The organism is Amycolatopsis sp. NPDC043889 (assembly GCF_056435645.1).
On sequence record NZ_JBWKEC010000028.1, the window covers coordinates 84344 to 105063 of the forward strand.

19 protein-coding genes, 1 tRNA gene and 1 pseudogene are annotated in these 20720 nt (G+C 69.0%); 9 read left to right on the forward strand and 12 right to left on the reverse strand.

Translation table 11 applies throughout. The features are described from left to right. Positions 1-19: 19 nt before the first annotated feature. From cysS to AC0685_RS34400, 7 genes are all read right to left on the reverse strand, one after another. Positions 20-1411 carry a cysteine--tRNA ligase gene (cysS, locus tag AC0685_RS34370; RefSeq protein WP_478229307.1) on the reverse strand — a complete coding sequence of 464 codons (1392 nt, stop codon included), beginning with the start codon at positions 1409-1411 and terminating at the stop codon, positions 20-22. A 46-nt stretch (positions 1412-1457) separates the two neighbouring features. Beyond that, positions 1458-2144 (reverse strand): HAD family hydrolase, encoded by a 687-nt coding sequence (locus AC0685_RS34375; RefSeq protein WP_478229308.1) that lies wholly within the window; start codon positions 2142-2144, stop codon positions 1458-1460. Positions 2145-2251: 107 nt separating this feature from the next. Next, complete coding sequence (locus AC0685_RS34380) at positions 2252-2647, reverse strand: PPOX class F420-dependent oxidoreductase (RefSeq protein WP_478229309.1); 396 nt, start codon at positions 2645-2647, stop codon at positions 2252-2254. Positions 2648-2656: 9 nt separating this feature from the next. Continuing rightward, positions 2657-2992 carry a PPOX class F420-dependent oxidoreductase gene (locus tag AC0685_RS34385; RefSeq protein WP_478229310.1) on the reverse strand — a complete coding sequence of 112 codons (336 nt, stop codon included), beginning with the start codon at positions 2990-2992 and terminating at the stop codon, positions 2657-2659. Between the two features lie 28 nt (positions 2993-3020). Then, positions 3021-3491: a 2-C-methyl-D-erythritol 2,4-cyclodiphosphate synthase gene (gene ispF, locus AC0685_RS34390; RefSeq protein ID WP_034310203.1), complete on the reverse strand. Its 471-nt coding sequence runs from the start codon at positions 3489-3491 to the stop codon at positions 3021-3023. Positions 3492-3594: 103 nt separating this feature from the next. Continuing rightward, positions 3595-4230 carry an IspD/TarI family cytidylyltransferase gene (locus tag AC0685_RS34395; RefSeq protein ID WP_478229311.1) on the reverse strand — a complete coding sequence of 212 codons (636 nt, stop codon included), beginning with the start codon at positions 4228-4230 and terminating at the stop codon, positions 3595-3597. 74 nt (positions 4231-4304) lie between these two features. Beyond that, complete coding sequence (locus tag AC0685_RS34400) at positions 4305-4796, reverse strand: CarD family transcriptional regulator (RefSeq protein ID WP_004559016.1); 492 nt, start codon at positions 4794-4796, stop codon at positions 4305-4307. 297 nt (positions 4797-5093) lie between these two features. Here AC0685_RS34400 and AC0685_RS34405 point away from each other — a divergent pair, with 297 nt between their 5' ends. Both AC0685_RS34405 and radA read left to right on the forward strand, forming a co-directional pair. Then, entirely contained in the window at positions 5094-5798 is a 705-nt protein-coding gene (locus AC0685_RS34405) for a copper chaperone PCu(A)C domain-containing protein (RefSeq protein ID WP_478229312.1), read from the forward strand. Positions 5799-5910: 112 nt separating this feature from the next. Next, on the forward strand, positions 5911-7269 hold the full coding sequence (gene radA, locus AC0685_RS34410; protein ID WP_034310209.1) for a DNA repair protein RadA: 1359 nt from the start codon (positions 5911-5913) through the stop codon (positions 7267-7269). Here the strand turns inward: radA and AC0685_RS34415 are convergent. Next, entirely contained in the window at positions 7266-8399 is a 1134-nt protein-coding gene (locus AC0685_RS34415; protein WP_478229313.1) for a CU044_5270 family protein, read from the reverse strand. The two genes, radA and AC0685_RS34415, sit on opposite strands and share 4 nt — an antisense overlap. After that, on the reverse strand, positions 8386-9015 hold the full coding sequence (locus AC0685_RS34420; protein WP_478229314.1) for an RNA polymerase sigma factor: 630 nt from the start codon (positions 9013-9015) through the stop codon (positions 8386-8388). The genes AC0685_RS34415 and AC0685_RS34420 overlap by 14 nt, the downstream gene beginning before the upstream one ends. A gap of 158 nt (positions 9016-9173) precedes the next feature. Here AC0685_RS34420 and AC0685_RS34425 point away from each other — a divergent pair, with 158 nt between their 5' ends. The 4 genes from AC0685_RS34425 to AC0685_RS34440 all read left to right on the forward strand — a co-directional run bounded on the left by AC0685_RS34425 (position 9174) and on the right by AC0685_RS34440 (position 12396). Further along, a complete protein-coding gene (locus AC0685_RS34425) occupies positions 9174-9839 on the forward strand; it encodes a C39 family peptidase (RefSeq protein ID WP_478229315.1) in 666 nt (221 codons plus the stop codon). A gap of 115 nt (positions 9840-9954) precedes the next feature. Continuing rightward, positions 9955-10911, forward strand: a complete 957-nt coding sequence (locus AC0685_RS34430; RefSeq protein ID WP_478229316.1) for a glycoside hydrolase family 6 protein — start codon at positions 9955-9957, stop codon at positions 10909-10911. Positions 10912-11070: 159 nt separating this feature from the next. Beyond that, positions 11071-12123 carry a WD40/YVTN/BNR-like repeat-containing protein gene (locus AC0685_RS34435; RefSeq protein WP_478229317.1) on the forward strand — a complete coding sequence of 351 codons (1053 nt, stop codon included), beginning with the start codon at positions 11071-11073 and terminating at the stop codon, positions 12121-12123. Next, positions 12124-12396, forward strand: coding sequence for a MoaD/ThiS family protein (locus AC0685_RS34440; protein WP_478229318.1), 273 nt, complete (start codon positions 12124-12126; stop codon positions 12394-12396). 131 nt (positions 12397-12527) lie between these two features. Here the strand turns inward: AC0685_RS34440 and otsB are convergent, their stop codons facing one another. The 3 genes from otsB to AC0685_RS34455 all read right to left on the reverse strand — a co-directional run bounded on the left by otsB (position 12528) and on the right by AC0685_RS34455 (position 18191). Then, positions 12528-15056, reverse strand: coding sequence for a trehalose-phosphatase (gene otsB, locus AC0685_RS34445; RefSeq protein ID WP_478229319.1), 2529 nt, complete (start codon positions 15054-15056; stop codon positions 12528-12530). Between the two features lie 36 nt (positions 15057-15092). Further along, positions 15093-16544 (reverse strand): alpha,alpha-trehalose-phosphate synthase (UDP-forming), encoded by a 1452-nt coding sequence (locus tag AC0685_RS34450; protein ID WP_340686352.1) that lies wholly within the window; start codon positions 16542-16544, stop codon positions 15093-15095. A gap of 81 nt (positions 16545-16625) precedes the next feature. Beyond that, the gene (locus tag AC0685_RS34455) at positions 16626-18191 is read right to left on the reverse strand and encodes a threonine/serine exporter family protein (RefSeq protein ID WP_478229320.1); all 1566 of its coding nucleotides are present in this window, start codon (positions 18189-18191) and stop codon (positions 16626-16628) included. Between the two features lie 293 nt (positions 18192-18484). On the opposite strand from AC0685_RS34455, the pseudogene AC0685_RS34460 reads away from it, so the two are divergent. The 3 genes and pseudogenes from AC0685_RS34460 to AC0685_RS34470 form a co-directional block, all read left to right on the forward strand. Then, positions 18485-19132, forward strand: a pseudogene (locus AC0685_RS34460) (alkaline phosphatase D family protein); the annotation flags it as partial. A 119-nt stretch (positions 19133-19251) separates the two neighbouring features. After that, the gene (locus tag AC0685_RS34465) at positions 19252-19923 is read left to right on the forward strand and encodes an alkaline phosphatase D family protein (RefSeq protein WP_478229321.1); all 672 of its coding nucleotides are present in this window, start codon (positions 19252-19254) and stop codon (positions 19921-19923) included. A 44-nt stretch (positions 19924-19967) separates the two neighbouring features. After that, a tRNA-Thr gene (locus tag AC0685_RS34470) sits at positions 19968-20040 on the forward strand. Positions 20041-20720 lie beyond the last annotated feature (680 nt).

Sequence of the window (20720 nt, forward strand, 5' to 3'; positions counted from 1 at the left end):
GCTAGAAACCGAGTAAGTGTCAGACGTCCTTGACGGTCCACTGTGGACCGTTCGGCGTGTCCTCCACCACGATGCCCGCCTGCTGGAGGCGGTCACGCGCGGCGTCCGCACGGGCGAAGTCCTTCTCGGCGCGGGCCTGCTGCCGTTCGGTGAGCAGCCCTTCCACGAGTTCGGACAGCGCCTGCCGGGTGGGCGTCTCATCGCCGCCCGCCTCGGACCAGCGCGCGGAGAGCGGGTCGAGGCCGAGCACGTCGGTCATCGCGCGCACGGAGGCGGCGATTTCGAGTGCCTTGGAATTGTCGGCCGCGTCGAGGGCGGCGTTACCGTCGCGGACGGTGTTGTGCAGCACTGCGAACGCCTGCGGAGTGGCCAGGTCGTCGTCGAGCGCGGCGGCGAACCCGTCCGGGATCTCGCCGAGATGGACCGCGCCGGTGATGCCCGCCGTGCGGCGGAGGAACTGCTCGATCCGCCGGTAACCCTGCGCGGCTTCGGCGAGCGCTCCGTCGGAGTACTCGATCGTCGACCGGTAGTGCGGCTGGACCAGGTAGTACCGCAGTTCGGGCGCCCGGTGGTCCTTGAGCATCTCCGGGATGGAGACCGTGTTGCCCAGCGACTTCGACATCTTCTCGCCGGACATGGTCACCCAGGCGTTGTGCAGCCAGAACCGCGCGAACGGGTCACCCGCCGCGTTCGACTGGGCGCGCTCGTTCTCGTGGTGCGGGAAAACCAGGTCGACGCCGCCGCCGTGGATGTCGAACTCGGCGCCGAGGTACGTGGTCGCCATCGCCGAGCATTCGAGGTGCCAGCCGGGACGGCCGGGACCCCACGGCGTCGGCCATGACGGCTCGCCCGGCTTCGCGGCCTTCCACAGCGTGAAGTCGCGCGCGTCGCGCTTGCCCTCGCCGAGGCTCTCGCCCTGCTGGACCTCGTCGAGCTTCTGGCCGGAGAGATCGCCGTAGCCGTCGAACGCCTTGACCGAGAAATACACGTCGCCGCCCGAGGCGTACGCGTGCCCGCCGTCGATCAGCTGCTGCATCAGCTCGACCATCTGCGTGACATGCCCTGTCGCCCGAGGGGCGATCGAAGGCGGCAAGCAGCCGAGGGCTTCGTACGCCGACTCGAAGGCGCGCTCGTGCGTGGCCGCCCATTCCCACCAGGGACGATCCGCCGCGGCGGCCTTGGTGAGGATCTTGTCGTCGATGTCGGTGACGTTGCGGACCATCAGCACGTCGAGTCCACTGTGGACGAGCCAGCGGCGCAGGACGTCGTAGTTCAGCGCGCCGCGGACGTGGCCGATGTGGGGAACACCCTGCACGGTGGCACCACACACGTACATGGACGCCGTTCCGCTACGGGCGGGATGGAATTCCCGCACGCTCCGGGTCGCCGTGTCATAGAGGTGTAGTGCCACCCTAAAAGGGTACGGGGTCGGCGTGAGCGGTGTCGCAGTGACCGTATTACAGCACGTTATGGGCACGCATGACGCTGAGCAGGGCGTCCGGCCGCTCGGTCGTCGGCAGGGGCTCTACCAGCGCGAACGCGCAGCCGATGTCGCGCGCGGCACCGTCGGCCTCCTCGCTGTCGCCGACCATGAGCGTTTCCGCCGGGTCGACCCCGAGCCGCTCGACGGCCGCGCGGAAGATCTCCGGCTCCGGCTTCACCGCTCCGACCTCGAACGACAGGACGAACTCGTCGACGTAGGCGTCCCAGCCACGGCGGCCGAAGGCGGGCCGGATGTCGAAGGCGATGTTGCTCAGCACCCCGAGCCTCACGCCCTTGCCGGAGACGCCCTTGAGGACGGCCTCGGTGTCCGGGTACGGCGTCCACTGGGTGGGATCGATCAGCCGGGTGTAGAGCGCGACCGCCTGGTCGGCGTGCGGCACCCCGGACTGCTTGAGGACCTCGAGGTACACCTTCCGGTGCAGCACCGGGTCGCGATCGCGGTGGTTCCAGGCGTGCAGGTGCTCCTCGTCGAGATCGACGACCTGGCCGACCGGCGCGGTCATCCGGCGCATCAGTTCGGTCTGGGCCTCGATGTCGAGCCGCTCGCCCTCGTGGTCGGTGAGGTCGGCGAGCCAGGTCTCGTCCTGTTCGAGGCGGAAGACCGTGCCGGAGAAGTCGAACAACACAGCGCGAAAGGTCACGGGCTCCACATTAGCCACGATCGTGGGGTTCCTGCCGCCCCTCGCGTGTGAGATGAAAGGTCCTTTCCTTGCAGATTTTGCAAGGAAAGGACCTTTCATGGCGCGTGTCAGGCGGCGTTGCCGGTGATCTTGGTGGGCGTGATCCGGACCAGCACGCGGACGACGTCGGCAGGCTCCTCCGGGTAGTCCTTGCCGAGGTACTTGTGCGAGAGCTCGTTGATCAGCTCGCGCCCGCCCTCGTCGGTCATCTCCACGGTGCCGCGGATCTCGACGTAGTCGTACGGGTTCTCCTGGTCGAAGACCGAGACGGACACCCGCGGGTCCCTGGCCATGTTCCGCTCCTTGAGACGGCCGCGGACGGTCGCGAAGATCACCGTGTCGCCGTCCCGCCTCGCCCACAGCACGGACGTCTGCGCGGAGCCGTCGGCGTTGACGGTCGCCAGCACCGGGAAGTTGTTGCCGTCGAGGAGTTTCTTGGTCGCGTCGTTGAAGGTCACACCCATGCCGGAAGCCTAATCACCGGACGTTCCCGGCGATCCGAGGTACTTGTGGCTGAGCGTCTTCGGCAACGTCTTTCCCGGATCCGGGGTGATCGTGACCGTGCCGCGGAGTTGCGTGTGCCGGTACGGGTTCTCCGCGTCGGTGATCGACACGCTCGCGCGAAAATCGCGACGCAGGTTTCGCACCTTCAGCCGGTCTTCGGTGGCGCTGAAGACCAGATCGCCGTCGTCGAGGCCCACCCAGATAACCGAGGTCTGCGGGCCGCCGTCGGCGTCCAGCGTGGCCACGGTCGCGAAGTTCTTGCCGTCCACCAGTTCGCGGACCGGTTCGGGAAGTGTGACTGCCATGACAGCCCGAACCGGCTCCCGGCGGCGGCTATTCCTGCGAGGGCAGGAGCAGCGCCGTCGCGAACGCCGCGATGCCCTCGCCGCGTCCGGTCAGGCCGAGCCCGTCGGTCGTCGTCCCGGACACGCTCACCGGCCCGCCGACGGCCTCGCTCAGCACCTTCTGGGCCTCTTCGCGACGCTTTCCTACACGCGGCGCGTTGCCCACGATCTGGACGGTCGCGTTCCCGACGGTCCAACCGCCCGCCTCGACCAGGCGCCGCGCCTCCGCGAGGAACTCGACGCCGTGCTTGCCCGCCCAGCGCGGGTCGCCGGTGCCGAACACCGCGCCGAGGTCACCGAGCCCGGCCGCGGACAGGAGCGCGTCGCACAACGCGTGCGCCGCGACGTCGCCGTCGGAATGGCCCGCGCAACCGTCGACGCCGGGCCAGAGGAGACCGGCGATCCAGCATTCGCGGCCCGCCTCGACGGGGTGGACGTCGACGCCGTTGCCGATCCGCACAGGGTTTCCTCTTTCTTCGCCGGTTGCGCGCGACCGCGATCGCGTCGCCAGGGCGCACGTTAGCGACTCACCTCGGGAATCGGGGAGGGGCGCCCCGCGCGGATCACAGCACTTCCTCTGCTGCCCCGGCCACCGCGATCGCCTCGGCCAGTTTCAGTTCGAACGCGTTGGTGACGCGCATCGCGTCGGGGTGTCCCGGGATGGTGTGCGCGCCGTCGAGAGACGGCTCGGCGGCATACGAGAGAAAAGTCTCACGGGTGAAGCCGAGCGGGGTTTGGGCCGTGCGCAGGTATGCGCGGTCTTCGGTGCCTGTGATCACCTTCGTCGCGTCGGTCACCTTCACGGTGTCCGCCATCGGAAGTACCGGGACCACGAAAGGCGAGCCCGCACGGACCGCCTCCGCGACGGCACGGATCGTGTCCGCGGGGGTGAAGGCGCGCAAGGCGTCGTGCACGAGGAAGACCGGATTCCCGGTGATCTCTTTTACGACGGTGTCGAAAGTATGCTCCAGTGACGCGCCGGGTACTATCCGGCAACGCTCCTCGAAGCCGCGCAAAGCGGCCGAAAACAAATCAGCACACCGCTCGGGGGCCGCTACGACCACCAGATCGAGATCCGGCAGAGCGAGCAGCCCCCGCACAGTGTGCGTGAGTAGCGCTTCACCATTGACCGGCGCGAGAGCGAGCTCCGCGTCGGAGGCATGGTGCCGAACGACAGTGACGAACGCGATTGTGCTCATATGGACGGTGCTCATATGTGCGCGATCGTAGAGGTATCCCCCGCAGCCTCACCTGGCGTGGGACACTCGCCGGTTCAGACTGTCGCGGTTTCCAGAACTTCGTCGAGGAGGACTTCAGCCTTGTCCTCGTCGGTGCCCTCCGCGAGCGCCAGCTCGCTGACCAGAATTTGCCGCGCCTTCGCCAGCATGCGCTTCTCGCCGGCTGAAAGTCCGCGGTCCTTCTCTCGCCGCCAGAGGTCGCGCACCACTTCGGCCACCTTGTTCACATCGCCGGAGGCGAGCTTCTCGAGGTTGGCCTTGTACCGACGAGACCAGTTGGTGGGCTCTTCGGTGTGCGGAGCACGCAGAACGTCGAAAACCTTGTCCAGTCCTTCTTGCCCGACGACATCACGAACGCCGACGATCTCGGCGTTGTCAGCGGGCACGCGAACCGTAAGATCCCCTTGCGCGACTTTGAGGACGAGGTACTTCTTCTCCTCGCCCTTGATCACGCGGGTCTCGATGGCTTCGATGAGTGCGGCACCGTGGTGCGGGTAGACGACGGTCTCTCCGACCTTGAAAACCATGTGTCCTCTGCCCCTTTCGCTGAATTCATCTTAGCACGTGCCGACGAGGCCCACCTAGCGGCCCGCGATCGTCGTCGCAGGTCAGCGGCCTGACGGTGCTCCGCCCGGGGGTTGACAAACCCAATTCGCCCATGCTCACGCTGGTGAGAAGCGAACGATTTCCAAATCCTTTGTGGACGGTTGATCTTGGGCACGTCACCGCATTGGTGGGGTGTCAACACGCACCGGGTTCTTGGCCCGCGAAGGCGCCCGGCTAGTCTTCGCGGTGAAGAGGCCGTGAGATGGAAGGACTCCGACGTGAGGCTGCAGAATCGTCGCGTGTTCGGCGCAGGTGTGCTGGCGCTCGGCGCCGCGCTCGTGCTCGCCGGCTGCGGTGCTGGTCAGATCACCCAGACCGACTCGCAGCAGCCCGCGGTCAACGGGACGTACGCGCAGGCGAAGGACCTGGTGCTGCGGAACGCCGCGCTCCAGTTCCCGGCCGAGGGGCAGGCGTACCCGGCCGGTTCCGCCGCGCCGCTGACGCTGACCATCGTGAACCAGGGCAAGCTGGACGACGAGCTCGTCTCCGTCTCCTCCGAAGCCGCCACCGGTGACGCCAAGATCACCGGGTCCAAGGTCGTCGCCGCGAGCCACGCGCTCGTGATCGGCCCGTCCGACGCGGTCGAGTCGACCAAGGAGGTCGCCCCGACGAGCGCCCCGTCCTCCGCGCCGGCGTCGTCCTCGGGTGCCCCCTCGTCGTCCGGCGCCCCGTCGTCGAGCTCCGCCGGGACGGTCACGCCGTCCGCGGGCCCGGAGACGACCAACGCGCCGGACCAGGTGGGCAAGGCCACGATCGAGCTGCAGGGGCTGAAGCAGCCGGTGTGGGCGGGCCAGACCATCAAGGTCACCTTCGTCTTCAAGAACTCCGGCTCGATCACGGTGGACCTGCCGGTCGCGGCGCCGTCGCACCCGGGCAGCAGGGCGCCCGCGCCCGAGAAGGAAGCCAAGGGCGGCGGGCACTAAGTCCTCGGAAGTACGGGAAGGCCCCCTTCATCGCGCCAGGCGCGATGAAGGGGGCCTTCCCGTACTTGCGTCGTTGCCGGGGTTTGTCGGTGGTGGCCGCTAGCCTCGCGGGGTGGTCAAGAAAGGCAGCACCTACCGCTGCGGTGAATGCGGATACGAGGCGCCGAAGTGGGTCGGGCGCTGCCCCGAATGTCAGGCGTGGGGGACCATCGAGGAGCGCGGCGACGCCCGCCCCGCGATAGCCAGGGTCGCGGCGGGAGCGCCCAGCGCGCCGGCGCGCCCGATCGGCGAGGTCGACGTCGAGACGGCGCGCGCGAAGCCCACCGGCGTCTCCGAGCTGGACCGGGTGCTCGGCGGCGGCTTCGTGCCGGGCGCGGTCATCCTGCTCGCGGGCGAGCCCGGTGTCGGCAAATCGACCCTCCTGCTGGAGGTCGCCTACCAATGGGCGGCCACCGCGGGCCGGGCGCTCTACGTCACCGGCGAGGAGTCGGCGGGGCAGGTGCGCCTGCGCGCCGAGCGCACCGGCAACGTCCACGACGAGATGTTCCTCGCGGCCGAGAGCGATCTCTCCGCGATCCTCGGGCATGTCGACGCGGTCAAGCCGGGTGTGCTGATCGTCGACTCCGTCCAGACCATGGCCTCGCCGCAGGTGGAGGGCGCGCCGGGCGGCGTCACCCAGGTCCGCGCGGTCACCTCCGGGCTGGTCGCGCTGGCCAAGGAGCGCGGGCTGCCGATCGTGCTGGTCGGCCACGTCACCAAGGACGGCTCGGTCGCCGGGCCGCGCGTGCTGGAGCACCTGGTCGACGTGGTCCTGCAGTTCGAGGGCGACAAACATTCGACGCTGCGGATGCTGCGCGGCATCAAGAACCGGTTCGGCGCCGCCGACGAGATCGGCTGTTTCGAACTGGTCGAGGAGGGCATCGTCGGCGTGCCGGATCCGTCGGGGCTGTTCCTCAGCCACACCGCGGAGCCGGTCGCGGGCACCGCGGTCACGGTGACCATGGAGGGCAAGCGGCCGCTGCTGGGTGAGGTGCAGGCGCTCGTGTCGGCGACCCAGTCACCGCAGCCCCGGCGCGCGGTGAGCGGCCTCGATTCGGCACGTGTCGCGATGGTGCTGGCCGTGGTCGAGAAGCGGGCGAACATCAAGGTCGGCGACAAGGACGTCTACGTGGCGACGGTCGGCGGCATGAAGATCACCGAACCCGGGATCGACCTCGCGGTGGTGCTGGCCCTGATCTCCTCGGCGAGGGACACGCCGCTCTCGCCCAAGCTCGTCGCGATGGGCGAGGTCGGGCTGTCGGGCGAGGTCCGGCGGGTGCCGAGCGTCGGGCGGCGGCTCGCGGAGGCCGCCCGCCTCGGCTTCACCTACGCGCTGGTGCCGCCGGACTCCGGCAAGATCCCGCCCGGGATCAGGGTGCTGGAGGTCCCGGACGTCGGAAGCGCGCTCAACGCCGCCAAGCACGCGCGCTAGCTGGGCTTGGGACCGCCGTCCTCGGTGATCACCACGGAGATCGACGTGTCGAACAAGGTCAGCCCCGGCCAGCCCTCATTCTGCCCGTTGGACCGGACGGCGCGGTTCCCGACGACGGCGGCCGTCGCCCTGTCGACGAGGAACGTGCGCGTCTGGTCCGGCAACGCGACCGTGAAGGACACCGCGGGCCGTCCGCCGGGAGTGACCACGCTCGCCACGTCGACGCCGGGCATTCTCGCGAGCGCTTTGCACAGTGCCACCCGCAGCGCGCCGAAGCCCTGGGAGGAACGGAGGACTTTGAAGGCCATCTCGAACATCTCGGGTGTGGAGTTCACCTGCTCCGGTGAGCGGCCGTCCGGCCAGAGGCCGTCACGGCGGAGCCGTTCGGACAGCTTCGTCGGGTCGACAGGCAGTTCGGCGAGGAACTCCGGCGTCGGGTCAGTCCACCCGCTGTCCGACGGCAGCCGATCCTCGGAGGTCTTCACCGGCGGAGGCACCTGTGCCGTGGTGGTGGTTCGCGGCGGCCGGGCATCCGCCACGGTGACGTGTGACGACGGGCCCGGAAGTGTTTCGCCAAGGGCCTTGGCCGTCTGGTAGTCGCCCTTGACCCAGCGGATCTCGCCGGTTCCGGTGAAGCGCGTCTTGATCGGCATCCAGCTGCGCGGCGGCAGCCAGCGTTCGAGGATCTCGTGGGTTTGGTAGACGAGCCCCGTCTTGGTGACATGGGTGGTCCACGTGGACTCGGTGACGAGCCGGAACTGGTCGTCCCGGATCGGGAAGTCGTCGCCGTGGAGGGCTTCGAGGGCGTCTTCGCCCTGGGTGACGGTCGAATGGGCCGCGGGGTCCGGGCCGTCGACGCCGGTGAGGACGTTCGTCACCACGATCCCGCCGCCGGACACCAGTGCCGCGGCGGCCGCGGCCGCGATCCATCGCCACGCGCCCGGCCGCTTCTTCACCGGCGGCGCGGTCACGGGAAGGAGTTCGTCCTCGACGTCGCCGGCGGCGCGCAGGAGCGCCGCCCTGGCGCGGGAAAGTTCGTCCTGCCGGGTTTCCGGCTCGGCGTGGAGGCCTGCCAGCGCTTCGTCGAGTTCGGCCTCGGACCACACCTTCCGGATGCTACCGCCGTGCACTTTCGCCCTCCTCCTCTTTTCTTGAATCGTCCTTTGTGGACTCCGGTGCGTTGGCGCGCAACCATCTTCGGATCCGGTGCAGCCGTGATCTGACCGTCCCGGCGGGAATTCCCAAGGCCTCGGCGACCTCGCCGGGATCCAGCCCCGCCCACGAGACCAGCAGCAGGGTGTCGCGGTCCGCGACGCTCAGTTCGGCCAGTGCTCCCGCCAGCTGGGCCGCGCGGGACTGGGCGTCGACCCGCTCGGCGACGCGGCCGTCGTGTCCGGCCGCGACCGTCTGGTCGGCGGCCGCGAGCCGGGCCGTGGCGTTGAGCGCCCTGGTCTCCGTTCGGACGTGGTGGCGCAGCAGGTTCGTCGCGATCCCGTAGAGCCAGGCGCGCGCCGTGCCGGCCTCGGGACGATACGTCTCACGCCGCCGGAGCGCCACGAGGAACGTCTCGGCGACGAGGTCGTGCGCGGTCTCCGTGCCGACGCGGCGCGCGAGGTAGCGCTGCAGCGGGGCCGCGTGGGCGTCGAAGAGCAGACCGAAGACGGGGGCGGGATCCGGACCACCGAGATCCGGCCTGTCCAGCCCGCGCGTGCCGGCCTGCTCGTGATCGTCTTTCATCACCTGCACGATCGCTATTGCCCGATGACCTCCGAAGCGTTCATCCGATCCTACTTTCGTCGTGGGCCGAACGGGGAAAGCACAGGTGACGCCGTAGGCAAAAGCCGCGGGACCGGAGATCATGTTCAGTATTCACCATTCAAAAGTGAAACTGGGGAAGGATTACCATGCGCCGACTCAGGACCGCGGTCGTCGCCGCGCTCGCGGTGTCCGCACTGATCACCGCTCCGGCGGCGGCCGTCGCCCAAGGTGAGGACGTCGTACCCGCGCCCGACTTCGTGAAGTCGATGGCGCCGCCCGCCAAGGTCGAAGGGGTCAGGGCGGCCGCGGAGCTCAACATCCAGTACCAGATCCAGCAGACCGGCTACTGGTGCGGTCCGGCCGCCACCCGGATCGCGATCTCGGCCAAGAACGGCAACCCGCCGAGTCAGCAGCAGCTCGCGAACGAACTGCCGACCACCACCAACGGCACCGACTGGATCGGGCAGGTCACCCGCGTCCTCAACAACCACGTCGCCGGTGGCTGGTACGAGACCAAGGAGATGCCGAACGACCCGCCGACCCAGGCGCAGCGCGATCTCCTGTGGCGCGACATCGTGCTGGACGTCAACAACGGTTACGCGATCGTCGCGAACATCGTCGCCCCGGCGAACAACCACCCGCCGGGCTACCCGAACTACACGATCTACCACTACTTCACGATCATCGGCTACAACAGCGACAACATGACGGTGAAGATCGCCGACCCGGCCAACTTCGGCGGCAACCAGATCTACTGGCTCACCTTCAACCAGCTCGCCACCCTGATCCCGCCGAAGGGGTACTCGGCCTGACCCCTGCCGCATTTCGTCCTCTGAATGCGTTACTTGCACGCGCAAGGACCGCATTCAGAGGACGAAACGCGGGGGTTGTACGAATCTTGTACGGGAGGGCTCGAGGCTGGTGGGCATGCGCATCAAGACGCTCGGTCTGCTGGCCGCCTCGTTGCTGGCCCTCATCGCCGCGCCGGCCCAGGCCGCCGACGGCAACCCCCTTGAGAAGACCAACGGCTTCTACGTCGACCCGAACTCCAACCCCGCGGTCTGGGTGCGGGATCACCCGGGCGGCACCGCCGACAAGATCAAGGCCGCCATCTCCACCAAGGCGGGCGCGCGCTGGTTCGGCAACTGGAGCGGGAACGTCAAGACCGCCGTCGACGGCTACACCTACGCCGCCGACGTGGCCGACAAGCTGCCTATCCTGGTCGCCTACAACATCCCCGGCCGCGACTGCGGTGGTCACTCCGGTGGCGGCGCGGGCAGCCCGGAGGCGTACCGGACCTGGATCTCGAACTTCGCCGACGGTATCGGCGGCAAGCCCGCGGTCGTCGTCATCGAGCCGGACGCGCTCGCGCAGGTCGACTGCCTGCCCGTCGGCGAGCGCCAGACCCGCCTCGACCTGCTCAAGTACGCCGCCGAGCAGTTCGCCGCCAAGGCGCCGAACACCTGGGCGTACATGGACGGCGGCAACTCGACCTGGATCCCCGCCGCGACCATGGCCGACCGGCTCAACGCCGTCGGAGTGAAGTCGATCCGCGGTCTCGCGATCAACGTGTCGAACTACAAGACCACCGCCGACTCGGCGAACTACGGCAAGGCCGTCAGCGCCGCGCTGTCGAGCAAGTACGGCTACATCAAGCCGTTCGTGATCGACACCAGCCGCAACGGCAACGGCCCGCTGGGCTCCGAATGGTGCAACCCGGCCGGGCGCAAGCTCGGGGCGACCTCGCAGACCGGCGGCGGCGCGGAGATGCTGCTCTGGGTCAAGGTGCCCGGTGACTCCGACGGTAAATGCGGGATCGCGCCGAACGTCGAAGCCGGTCAGTTCAGCCCCGATCTGGCGCTGCGCCTGATCAGCGGGACCTGACCGCCCCCGGAACCCGTCGCGCCGGCTGTTCGTCTGTGCCCCTCGTTCTCCCGAGAAGGCGAGGGCCACGACCCCTTGGACAGCAGCCGGCGCGACGCCTCCACGCGCTTCCGGTAGTACGGTGACCTGAGTCACAGTGTCGACCGAGAGGATGGCGTCGTGGAGTTCCAGCTGGGGATCGGTACCAGGAAGGGCTTGTTCCTCGCCCGCAGCGAGGACCGCGAGAACTGGGAAATCTCCGAACCGAAGTTCCCCATGGAGGCCGTCCGAGCGGTCGCGCTGGCCCCCTCCAAGGTCTACGCGGCCGCGGTCAACGAACACTTCGGCCCGACCATCGCGACGTCGGAGGACTTCGGCGAGACCTGGTCCGAACCCGATCGCGCGCCGGTCGCCTTCCCCGCCGGCACGGAGACCGCGCTCGAAGGCATCTGGCAGATCGTGCTCGCCGGTGACGTCATCTACGCCGGTGTCGAGCCGTCGGCGCTGTTCCGGTCCGAGGACGGCGGAGAGACCTTCGAGCTGGTGCGCGGGCTTTGGGATCACGAGCACCGTCCACACTGGACTCCCGGTGGCGGCGGCCAGATGATCCACACGGTCCTGCCGCATCCCACGGATCCAGGGCGGATCACCGTCGCCATGTCGACGGGCGGGGTCTACCGCACCGAGGACGGCGGCAAGAGCTGGACGGCGTCCAACCGCGGGATCAGCGCCGGTTTCCTGCCCGGCGAGGAGCCCGAATTCGGGCAGTGCGTGCACAAGGTCGCGATGCATCCGTCGCGCCCCGAGCGGTTCTTCCTGCAGAACCACGGCGGTGTGTACCGCAGCGACGACGACGCGAAGACGTGGCAGTCGATCGCGGGCGGCCTGCCGAACGACTTTGGCTTCGCCATGGTCGTCCATCCGTCCAAACCGGACACCGTCTACAACTTCCCTTTGGTGGCCGACGTTCTCCGCTTCCCGCCGGAGGGCCGCTGCCGGGTCTACCGCAGCGAGGACGCGGGCGAGACCTGGACGGGGCTCGGAAACGGCCTGCCGGACAAGGGTTTCTACGCGGGAGTGCTGCGGGACGGGATGTGCGTCGATTCGCGGGACGGCATCTATTTCGGCACGCGATCCGGTGAAGTGTGGGCGAGCCCCGATGAAGGCGACACCTGGCATCAGGTGGCCGCGCATCTGCCGGACGTGCTGTGCGTGCGGGCCCAGGTGGTCTAGGTGGTCCGGGTCCTGCTGCCCGCGATGCTGCGGCCGCTCGCGGACGGCCGCGGCGCGCTCGAAGTCGAGGCTTCGACGCTCGACGGCGTCCTGGACTCGCTCGGCGCCGGGTTCCCCGCGCTGGAACGCCGTCTGCGCGACGAAACCGGCGCGCTGCGGCGCTACGTGAACTTCTATGTGGACGGTGAGGAGTGCCGCCGTCTCGACGGTGCCAAGACCTCTCTCGACGGGGTGAAGGAAGTCCAGATCATCCCGTCGGTCGCCGGCGGCTGAAGGGGACTTCCCCGCATCGCCTGCGGTCCGGAGGTGCCGTGAAGGCCTCCTTCCCTACCTTGAGTGTAGGGAAGGAGGCCTTCACGACCTTGAGAACAGACACCGCGGCCCCGAACGTCAGGAAGCGCGGGCTACTGGGAAAGCAGGTTCGCGCAGCGGATCAGCCCGATGTGTGAGTACGCCTGCGGGTGGTTGCCCAGCGAGCGCTCCGCGATCGGGTCGAACTGCTCGGGCAGCAGCCCGGTCGGGCCCGCGGCGTCGACGATCTGCGCGAACAGTTCCTCGGCCTCGGTGCGCCGCCCCGTGAGCAGGTACGCCTCGATGAGCCAGGCCGCGCAGATGTGGAAACCACCCTCGCCGCCGGGAAGGCCGTCGTCGCGGCGGTAACGGTACACAGTGGACCCGCTGCGCAGTTCCGCCTCGATCGCGGTCACCGTGGACTGGAACCGCGGGTCGGCCGGATCGATCAGCCCGGTCAGCCCGACGAACAGCGACGCGGCGTCGAGATCCGTTCCGTCGTAAGCGGTCGTGAAGGCCTGGACCTCTTCGTTCCAGCCCTTCTCCAGCACGTCCGCGGCGATCTCGTCACGCAGCGAAGGCCACGCGCCCGGCACCTCGCGGCCGTAGATCTCGCCCAGTTTGATCGCCCTGTCGATGGTCACCCAGCACATCACCCGCGAGTACACCCGGTGGCGCGGCACGTGCCGCTCCTCCCAGATGCCGTGGTCCGGCTCGTTCCAGCGCCGCGTGACGGCCTCGGCCATCGCGCGCACCATCTGCCAGTCCTCGTCGCGGAGTTCGCCGCGCGCCGCCGCCAACGTCTGCACGAGTTCGACGACCGGGCCGAACACGTCCAGCTGGACCTGGTGGTTCGCCAGGTTGCCGACGCGGACCGGCCGCGAACCGGCGTACCCGGGCAGCGACTCGATGACCGCTTCGGCGCCGATCACGCTGCCCGCCAACGTGTACAGCGGGTGCAGCCGTTCCGGACCGGCCAAAGTGGACAGTACGCCGTGCAGCCAGCGGAGGTAGCCTTCCGCCTCTTCGATCGAGCCGAGGTGGACCAGTTCGCGCACGGTCATGGCCGCGTCACGGATCCAGCAATAGCGGTAGTCCCAGTTCCGGACGCCGCCGATCTCCTCCGGCAGCGAGGACGTCGCCGCCGCGAGCACGCCGCCGGTGTCGGTGTTCACCAGCCCGCGTAGCGTGAGCGCCGAGCGGCCGACGAGGTCGGTCTGGACGCCGGGCAGTTTGAGCGTCCGCGCCCAGGTGCTCCAGTACTCGCCCGCACGGGCCCGCCGATCCACTTCGGACAGTTCGTGCGCGCCGAGGTCCGAGGTGCCGCAACGGAGTTCGAGTACCACGGGGTTGTCCGGGGTCGGGGTGACGAGCGCCGTCGCGGTGTCGTTCATGCCGTCGGAGGTGATCTCCCACTCCACGCCCGGCGAGCGCAGCGCGAACGGTTCCGAGGTGCCCTGCACCAGGATCCCATCGCCCTGGGCGACCAGCTTCACCGGCACACCACCGAATTCGGGCCGCGGCGCGAACACGATCTCCGCCGCCGCCTCACCCGAGATCACCCGGACGAGATCCGTGCGGTGCGCGGGGCTCTCCGGCTCGAGGTAGTCGGTGACGAGCAGCCGCGACCAGCGGGTCTCGACCGTCATCGTGTTCGGCAGGTAGCGCTGCCCGAGCGGCAGGCCGTTGCGGTGCGGCTTGATCGAGAAGTGTCCGGCGCCGGCCCCGCCGAGCAGGTCCGCGAAGATCGCGGGCGCGTCGGGCCCGGGATGGCACAGCCAGGTCAGCCGGGCGTCCGGCGTGACCAGCGCGACCGAACGTTCGTTGGCCAGCATGGAAAGCCGCTCGATCGGCGGCGCCTGCTCGCCGTACAGCCAGTTACGCCGCTCTTCGAGGAGGAAGGCGAGCGCCATCGCGACGTCGACGGTGTCCGGGACCCGGTATTGCGCGAGGCTTTCGCCGTCGCCGACCTTCACGCCGAGGTCCGGGCCGGAGAGCCGGGCGAACGCCTTCTCGTCGGTGACGTCGTCGCCGAGGAAGACCGCGGCCGTCGCGCCGACCTGGTGGCGCAGGGTGTCCAGCGCGCGGCCCTTGTCCGTCTGGACGACCGCGAGCTCGACGACCTCCTTGCCGTCGGTCGTGGACACGCCCTCCCACTGCGCGGGTCCATTGTGGACGTCGCGCAGGACCCGGCGGCCCGCCTCGTGCTCGGCGCGGCGGACGTGCACCGCGATGCTCGCGGGCTTGACCTCGAGCGAGACGCCCGGTACGTCGAGCACCAGGTTCTCCAGCTCGGCTTCGAGTCGTCTGTGCAGCTCGCGGGCCTTGTCGTCGAGCGCGTGGATGAAGCCGATGTCGAATTCGGACCCGTGGCTGCCGACCAGGTTCACCTCGGCCGGGAGACGGGACAGGGTGGCGAGATCACGCAGCGCGCGGCCGGAGATGACGGCGGTGGTCGTCTCGTGCAGGCCGGCCAGCGACCTGAGCGCGCCTACCGATTCCGGCAGCGGCCGGGCTTCGTCCGGATTGGCCGTGATCGGAGCCAGCGTGCCGTCGTAGTCGCAGGCGACCAGCAACCGCGGGGTGCGCGCGACCTGGACGATCGCGCGCCGCAGCTCGGCGGGCAGTGCCTCGGCGGTCAACGATTTCTCCTCGGGAACGTAGCGGGGTTGGGGGAATCAGTCGGCCGGTTCGGCACCGAGCGCTTGGAGGAACGAGCGCGCCCAGCGGTCGACGTCATGCGTGAGGACCTGTCGACGCATGGCGCGCATACGGCGGCGTCCCTCTGCGGGGTCGAGCGTAATGGCAGTCTCCAAGGCGTTCTTCACCCCGTCCAGGTCATGCGGGTTGACCAGGAGCGCGCTGGTGAGCTCCGCCGCGGCGCCGGCGAACTCCGAAAGCACGAGCGCGCCGCCCAGGTCGTGGCGGCAGGCGACGTACTCCTTGCAGACGAGGTTCATCCCGTCACGCAGGGGAGTGACCACCATGACGTCGGCCGCGGAGAAGAACGCGGCCAGCTCAGTCCGGTTCACGGACTGGTGCAGATAATGCACGACCGGGTGACCCACGCGGGCGAATTCGCCGTTGATCCGCCCGACCATCTGCTCGATGTCGCCGCGCATCCGCTGGTAGTGCTCGACGCGCTCACGGCTCGGGGTGGCCAGCTGGACGAACGTGACGTCCTCCGGGCGGACGCGGCCTTCGTGCAGCAACTCGTGCAGCGCCTGCAACCGCAGGTCGATGCCCTTGGTGTAGTCGAGCCGGTCGACGCCGAGCAGGACCTTCTTCGGATTGCCCAGGTCGCGCCGCAGCTGGGCGGCGCGTTCGGCGACGCCCTTGGTCTTGGCGAGTCTGTCGAGGCCGATGGCGTCGATGGAGATCGGGAACGCGCCGACCCGCACCGTGCGGTCGCCGACCTGCATCAGGCCGGGGCGGGTGCGGATGCCGACCGCGCCGCGGCTGGACTCGAGGCCTGCCAGCTGCCGCGCCAGCCAGAGGAAGTTCTGCGCGCCACCCGGCCGGTGGAACCCGACGAGGTCGGCCCCGACCAGGCCGCGGACGATCTCGGTCCGCCACGGCATCTGCATGAACAACTCGACCGGGGGAAACGGGATGTGCAGGAAGAACCCGATCCGGAGGTCGGGACGCAGTTCGCGGAGCATCGCCGGGACCAGCTGCAGCTGGTAGTCCTGGATCCACACGGTCGCGCCCTCGGCGGCGACCTTGGCGCTCGCCTCGGCGAAGCGCCGGTTCACCCGGACGTAGGACTCCCACCAGCTCCGGTCGAACACCGGCCGTGCCACCACGTCGTGGTACAGGGGCCAGAGCGTCGCGTTGGAGAAGCCCTCGTAGTAGTCGCGGACGTCGTCCGACGTCAGGGAGACCGGGTGCAGGACCAGGCCGTCGTCGTCGAACTCCTCGACGTCGACGTCGGGCACACCCGGCCACCCGACCCAGGCTCCCTTGCGTGACCGCAGGAAAGGTTCGAGCGCGGACACCAGCCCGCCAGGGCTCGCCGTCCAGCGCCTGCTTCCGTCGGCGGTCCGTTCGAGGTCCACCGGGAGCCGGTTCGCCACCACCACGAAATCCGCGGAGGCCGTTCTGCTCGTCTCGGCAATCACTTCGTCCACCAGCCGCTCCCTCGATTCGCGGGTCGCTGCCCTAAGCGGAAACCCTATCGCGCGAGGAGGCCACGGCCGGTCGCCGAGCGGTCACTCCAAGCGTCGTTCGGCGGGTTCCATCGGGCCCGCCATCCTCGGCCCGGCGAACTTGCGTTCGAGCCTGCCGAGCCCCGTGCGCACCGGCTGCGCCAGGTATTCGCCGAGTACCACACCCGCTGCCAGGGCAAGCCCGATCGCGACCGCGGTCATCAGCGTCGAGATGTTCCCGCCGGGCTCGACGCCCAATTGGTATAGACCACGATAGGTGGAGAGGCCGGGGAGAAGGGGCGTGATGCCGGACACAGCCACCACGAGAGGCGTCACCTTGAGCCGCCTGGCCAGCACGCCGCCGCAGAAACCGACCAGCGTGGCGGCGACGGCGGACGAACTGACGGCCTGGAAGTCGGTCAGCATCAAGGCGCCGTAGACCGCGCCGCCGATGGCGCCCGCCGCTCCCGCGACGATCATCGCGCGCAGCGTCGAGTACGAGGCCAGCGCGAAGCAGGCCGACGCGCCGACGCTGCCGAGGATGATGATCGGCAGGTCCTGCGGCGTCGACGAGACGACCTCGGGCAGCGGCGTCAGCGGGAGACCGAGCAGCACCGCGATCTTCAGCGCGAGCACCACGCCCGCGATCAGTCCGGCACTCATCAGCGCGGTTTCCATCGTGCGCCCGGCCGCCGTGACGTAATAGCCGGTGATGGCGTCCTGCACGGCGGAAACCGTGGAGAGACCGGACAGCAGCACGGTGACGGCCGCCGCGACGACCAGCGTGGGTTTGTCCGTGGTGAGCAGGTTGCTGCTGACTATGGCCATCGCGGACAGGGTCGCGACCAGGCCGCCGACCACCTGCTGGAAGAAGAACGGCAGCGCGAAGCGGTTGAGGAAGCGGCCGAGGCGGTCGATGACCGCGCTGATCACCAGCGCGACCAGGGCGACGTCGAGGCTGCCGCCGAGGATCAGGGTGATGAACGCGGCCAGCCCACCCCAGGCGGCCGTGGCCACCCAGCGGGGGTACGGGTGTGGCGCGGTGGTGATCCGCTGGAGTTCCTGCTGGGCCTCTTCGGCGCCGATGTTGCCGCGGACGATCCGGCGGACCAGCGTCTCGGTCTGGGTGAGCCGCGTGTAGTCGAGGCTGCGCGAGCGGACCACGCGCAGCGCCGTGACCGGGGCCATGTCGGTGCCGCGGTGGCAGGTCACCGTGATCGACGTGAAGATCACGTCGACCTCGCAGTGCGGGAGGCCGAGCGCGGAGGTCAGCGCGATGATCGTCGCCGTGACGTCGGAGGCGCCGGCGCCACTCGACATCTGGACCTCGCCGATACGCAGGGCGAGGTCCAGGACGAAGTTGACCGTCGAGTCGTCGGGCGGCTTCGGGCCCATAGCCTCGTCGGTCTCGACGGCGGGCTGCTCCGCCGTCGGCGCCTCGAGGATCTGCCAGGCGCGGCGGCGCAGCAGATTCGGCCGGTGCGAGCGAGCCTGGGGGATCGATCGCTCTCCGTCACGCTGGCGCGGCGCTTCCAGCAGCCATTCGCCACGTTCGGGTGTTTCGTCCTGGTTCTTTTCGGCACCGCGTTCGCCGCGCTGGGCTCCCTTGGTGTGCTCGTTGATCTTCATGATCGATCCACCTCCTCACTCTGGTTCGAGGGACTTTCCCGAGGAGCATCGGGGCCGGTGCCTCGACCGTTGCAGGAAACCCGAAGTGGCGTCCACCACGTCGGAGGAAGATCGTCGCGGGCACGCCGGTTTACGGCACACTGCATGCCATGGCGTCCTCCGTGAGCAGGCGATCCGTTCTTCGCGCGGCCGGGGTCACCGCCGCCGGAACAGCGGCGACATTCACCCTTTCGGGGGCATCTAGCGGGGCGGAGGCCCCGGTTTTCGCGCATGGGGTGGCGTCGGGCGATCCGATGCCCGATTCGGTCCTCCTCTGGACCCGTGTCACGCCGTCGCCGGACGCGGTTCCGGGATCCGGAAAAGGGGTGACGGCGGACGTCCGGTGGGAGGTGGCCGAAGACGCCGGATTCGCGCGCGTCGTCGCTCGCGGTCACGTCCGGACGGCGCCGGAACGCGACCATACGGTGAAGGTGACGGCGGGCGGGCTGTGCGCGTCGACGGAGTATTGGTACCGCTTCACGGCTCAGGGGAAGGTCTCGCCGTCCGGGCGCACACGCACCGCGCCTGCGCACGACGAGGACCTCGCGAGCCTGAGACTCGGCGTGGTCTCGTGCGCCAACTGGGCTGTCGGTCACTTCGCCCCCTACGGCTACCTGGCCGACCGCGACGATCTGGACGCCTTCATTCACCTGGGTGACTACCTCTACGAAGGGAATCCCAACCCTGCGGGTGATCTCCGGCCTTCGGTACCGCCCAACGAGTTGATCACCCTGGGGGACTACCGGCAACGCCACGCGATGTACAAGACCGACGAACACCTCCGACGGCTGCACGCCCGTCACCCGATGGTCGCGACCTGGGACGACCACGAGGCCGCCGACAACGCTTGGTCCGGCGGGTCGTCGTCACACGATCCGGCGACCGAGGGACGCTGGCACGACCGGATGCGGGCCGCGCACCAGGCGTACTTCGAATGGATGCCGGTGCGGCAACCGCGGCGACCGGCTGTACCGGCGGCTGAAGTTCGGGCTGGAGCTTCGAAAAGCGGGCCGACATCACCATGCTGGACCTGTGGACGTACCGGACCCGGCAGCCCGGCCAGGTTTCGGTGGAGGGCGCCATCCTCGGCGCCGGGCAACGGCGGTGGTTCCCGGACGGCCTCGCGCGCGGGACCGCGTCCTGGAATCTGATCGGGAACTCGGTGATGGTCACGCCGATCAAGATCCCCGCACTGCCCACCCGCGAACGGCTCGCGCTCGACGATCTGCTCGACGGCCAGCCGACCACGGTGAACACCGACCAGTGGGACGGCTGCGCCGCCGACCGTCGCCGGGTCCTCGACACCATCGCGGCACAGGGCCGGGGCAACACGGTGTTCCTGACCGGCGACGTCCACTCGTCGTGGGCGAACGACGTGCCGAGGGACGGGACGAGCGTCGCCGTGGAGTTCGTCTGCCCGTCGGTCACCTCGGACAACATCGACGAGCAGCTCGGAGTCCCGCCGCGGACCGGCTCGCTGAAGGTGGAGGCCGCGATCCGCGTGCTGAACCCGCACGTGCGCTTCGTCGAGCTCGACTCGCATGGCCCCGGCGTCCTCGAAGTGACCCCGCAAGCCGTCCGGATGAACTGGTACTACGCCGCCGACCGCCGCGATCCGGGGACCGCCGTGACGTTCGCGCACGCCTTCCGGACCGTCGCCGGAGAGCCCTGGGTGCGCCCTGCGGACGGCTGAACGGGCGCCGATATACTGGCCATGCCCGGGCTGCCCTGGGCACGGCCGCTATAGCTCAGCTGGTAGAGCATCTGTCTTGTAAACAGAAGGTCAGGGGTTCGAGCCCCCTTGGCGGCTCAAGATCAAAATAGCTACTGACCTGCCGATATGGCACGTTATGTGAGCGTTGTTCACATTTGATTTTGCCCTGTTGGGCTCCATTTCGTCTCCGTTTTCACTGCTGTGCCGAAAGTCGGGTGCGTCGCAGGTTCGAGTGCGCTTCGTGCGGCAGGAGCTCCGCGGCGCGGTCGAGATGGCTGCCGGCCGTGACCGGTTTCGTAGCTACGAGACTTGGGCTTCCGAGCGTGTCGTCCGGATCTGAAGGGTTCGGCTTTAGACGGCTCTTTCCTGCCTGCTTGCGGTGGAGCCGCCCATCCGGTTCATCGTCCAGGGCATCTCTGGGGGCTTCGATGACAAGGTCCTGATCCGCGGCTCCGCCGCGTCCGCTGTCGTTGATATTGAGGGGTAAGGCAAATGTGGCGTGACCGAGCCTCTGTGGTGAAGGACCCCTTCGCTGACTCAAGGCAGAGGCGGCCTTCGTGGCCGTGGTTCTGGACTGGCCGATCGGAGCCGACTGTGCCCCTGAGTGTCCACAAAGGACACTTTTCGCTGACTCAATGTCTGATTGATGCCCGGATGGGCGATTTCATGAGGGGGTCGTGGGGGGGGGGTTTGGGTGGGGACCCAAAAACCCCCCCCCCCCCCCCCCCTCCCCCCCCCTCCCCCCCCCCACCCCCCCTCCACCCTCCCCGAGAAAA

Excerpts from the sequence above, each read along its gene's own strand:
- AC0685_RS34380 (WP_478229309.1), bottom strand. The coding sequence starts at position 2,647 with ATGGGTGTGACCTTCAACGACGCGACCAAGAAACTCCTCGACGGCAAC.
- AC0685_RS34385 (WP_478229310.1), bottom strand. The coding sequence starts at position 2,992 with ATGGCAGTCACACTTCCCGAACCGGTCCGCGAACTGGTGGACGGCAAG.
- AC0685_RS34395 (WP_478229311.1), bottom strand. The coding sequence starts at position 4,230 with ATGAGCACAATCGCGTTCGTCACTGTCGTTCGGCACCATGCCTCCGAC.
- AC0685_RS34400 (WP_004559016.1), bottom strand. The coding sequence starts at position 4,796 with ATGGTTTTCAAGGTCGGAGAGACCGTCGTCTACCCGCACCACGGTGCC.
- AC0685_RS34425 (WP_478229315.1), top strand. The coding sequence starts at position 9,174 with ATGCGCCGACTCAGGACCGCGGTCGTCGCCGCGCTCGCGGTGTCCGCA.
- AC0685_RS34430 (WP_478229316.1), top strand. The coding sequence starts at position 9,955 with ATGCGCATCAAGACGCTCGGTCTGCTGGCCGCCTCGTTGCTGGCCCTC.
- AC0685_RS34455 (WP_478229320.1), bottom strand. The coding sequence starts at position 18,191 with ATGAAGATCAACGAGCACACCAAGGGAGCCCAGCGCGGCGAACGCGGT.
- AC0685_RS34465 (WP_478229321.1), top strand. The coding sequence starts at position 19,252 with ATGCTGGACCTGTGGACGTACCGGACCCGGCAGCCCGGCCAGGTTTCG.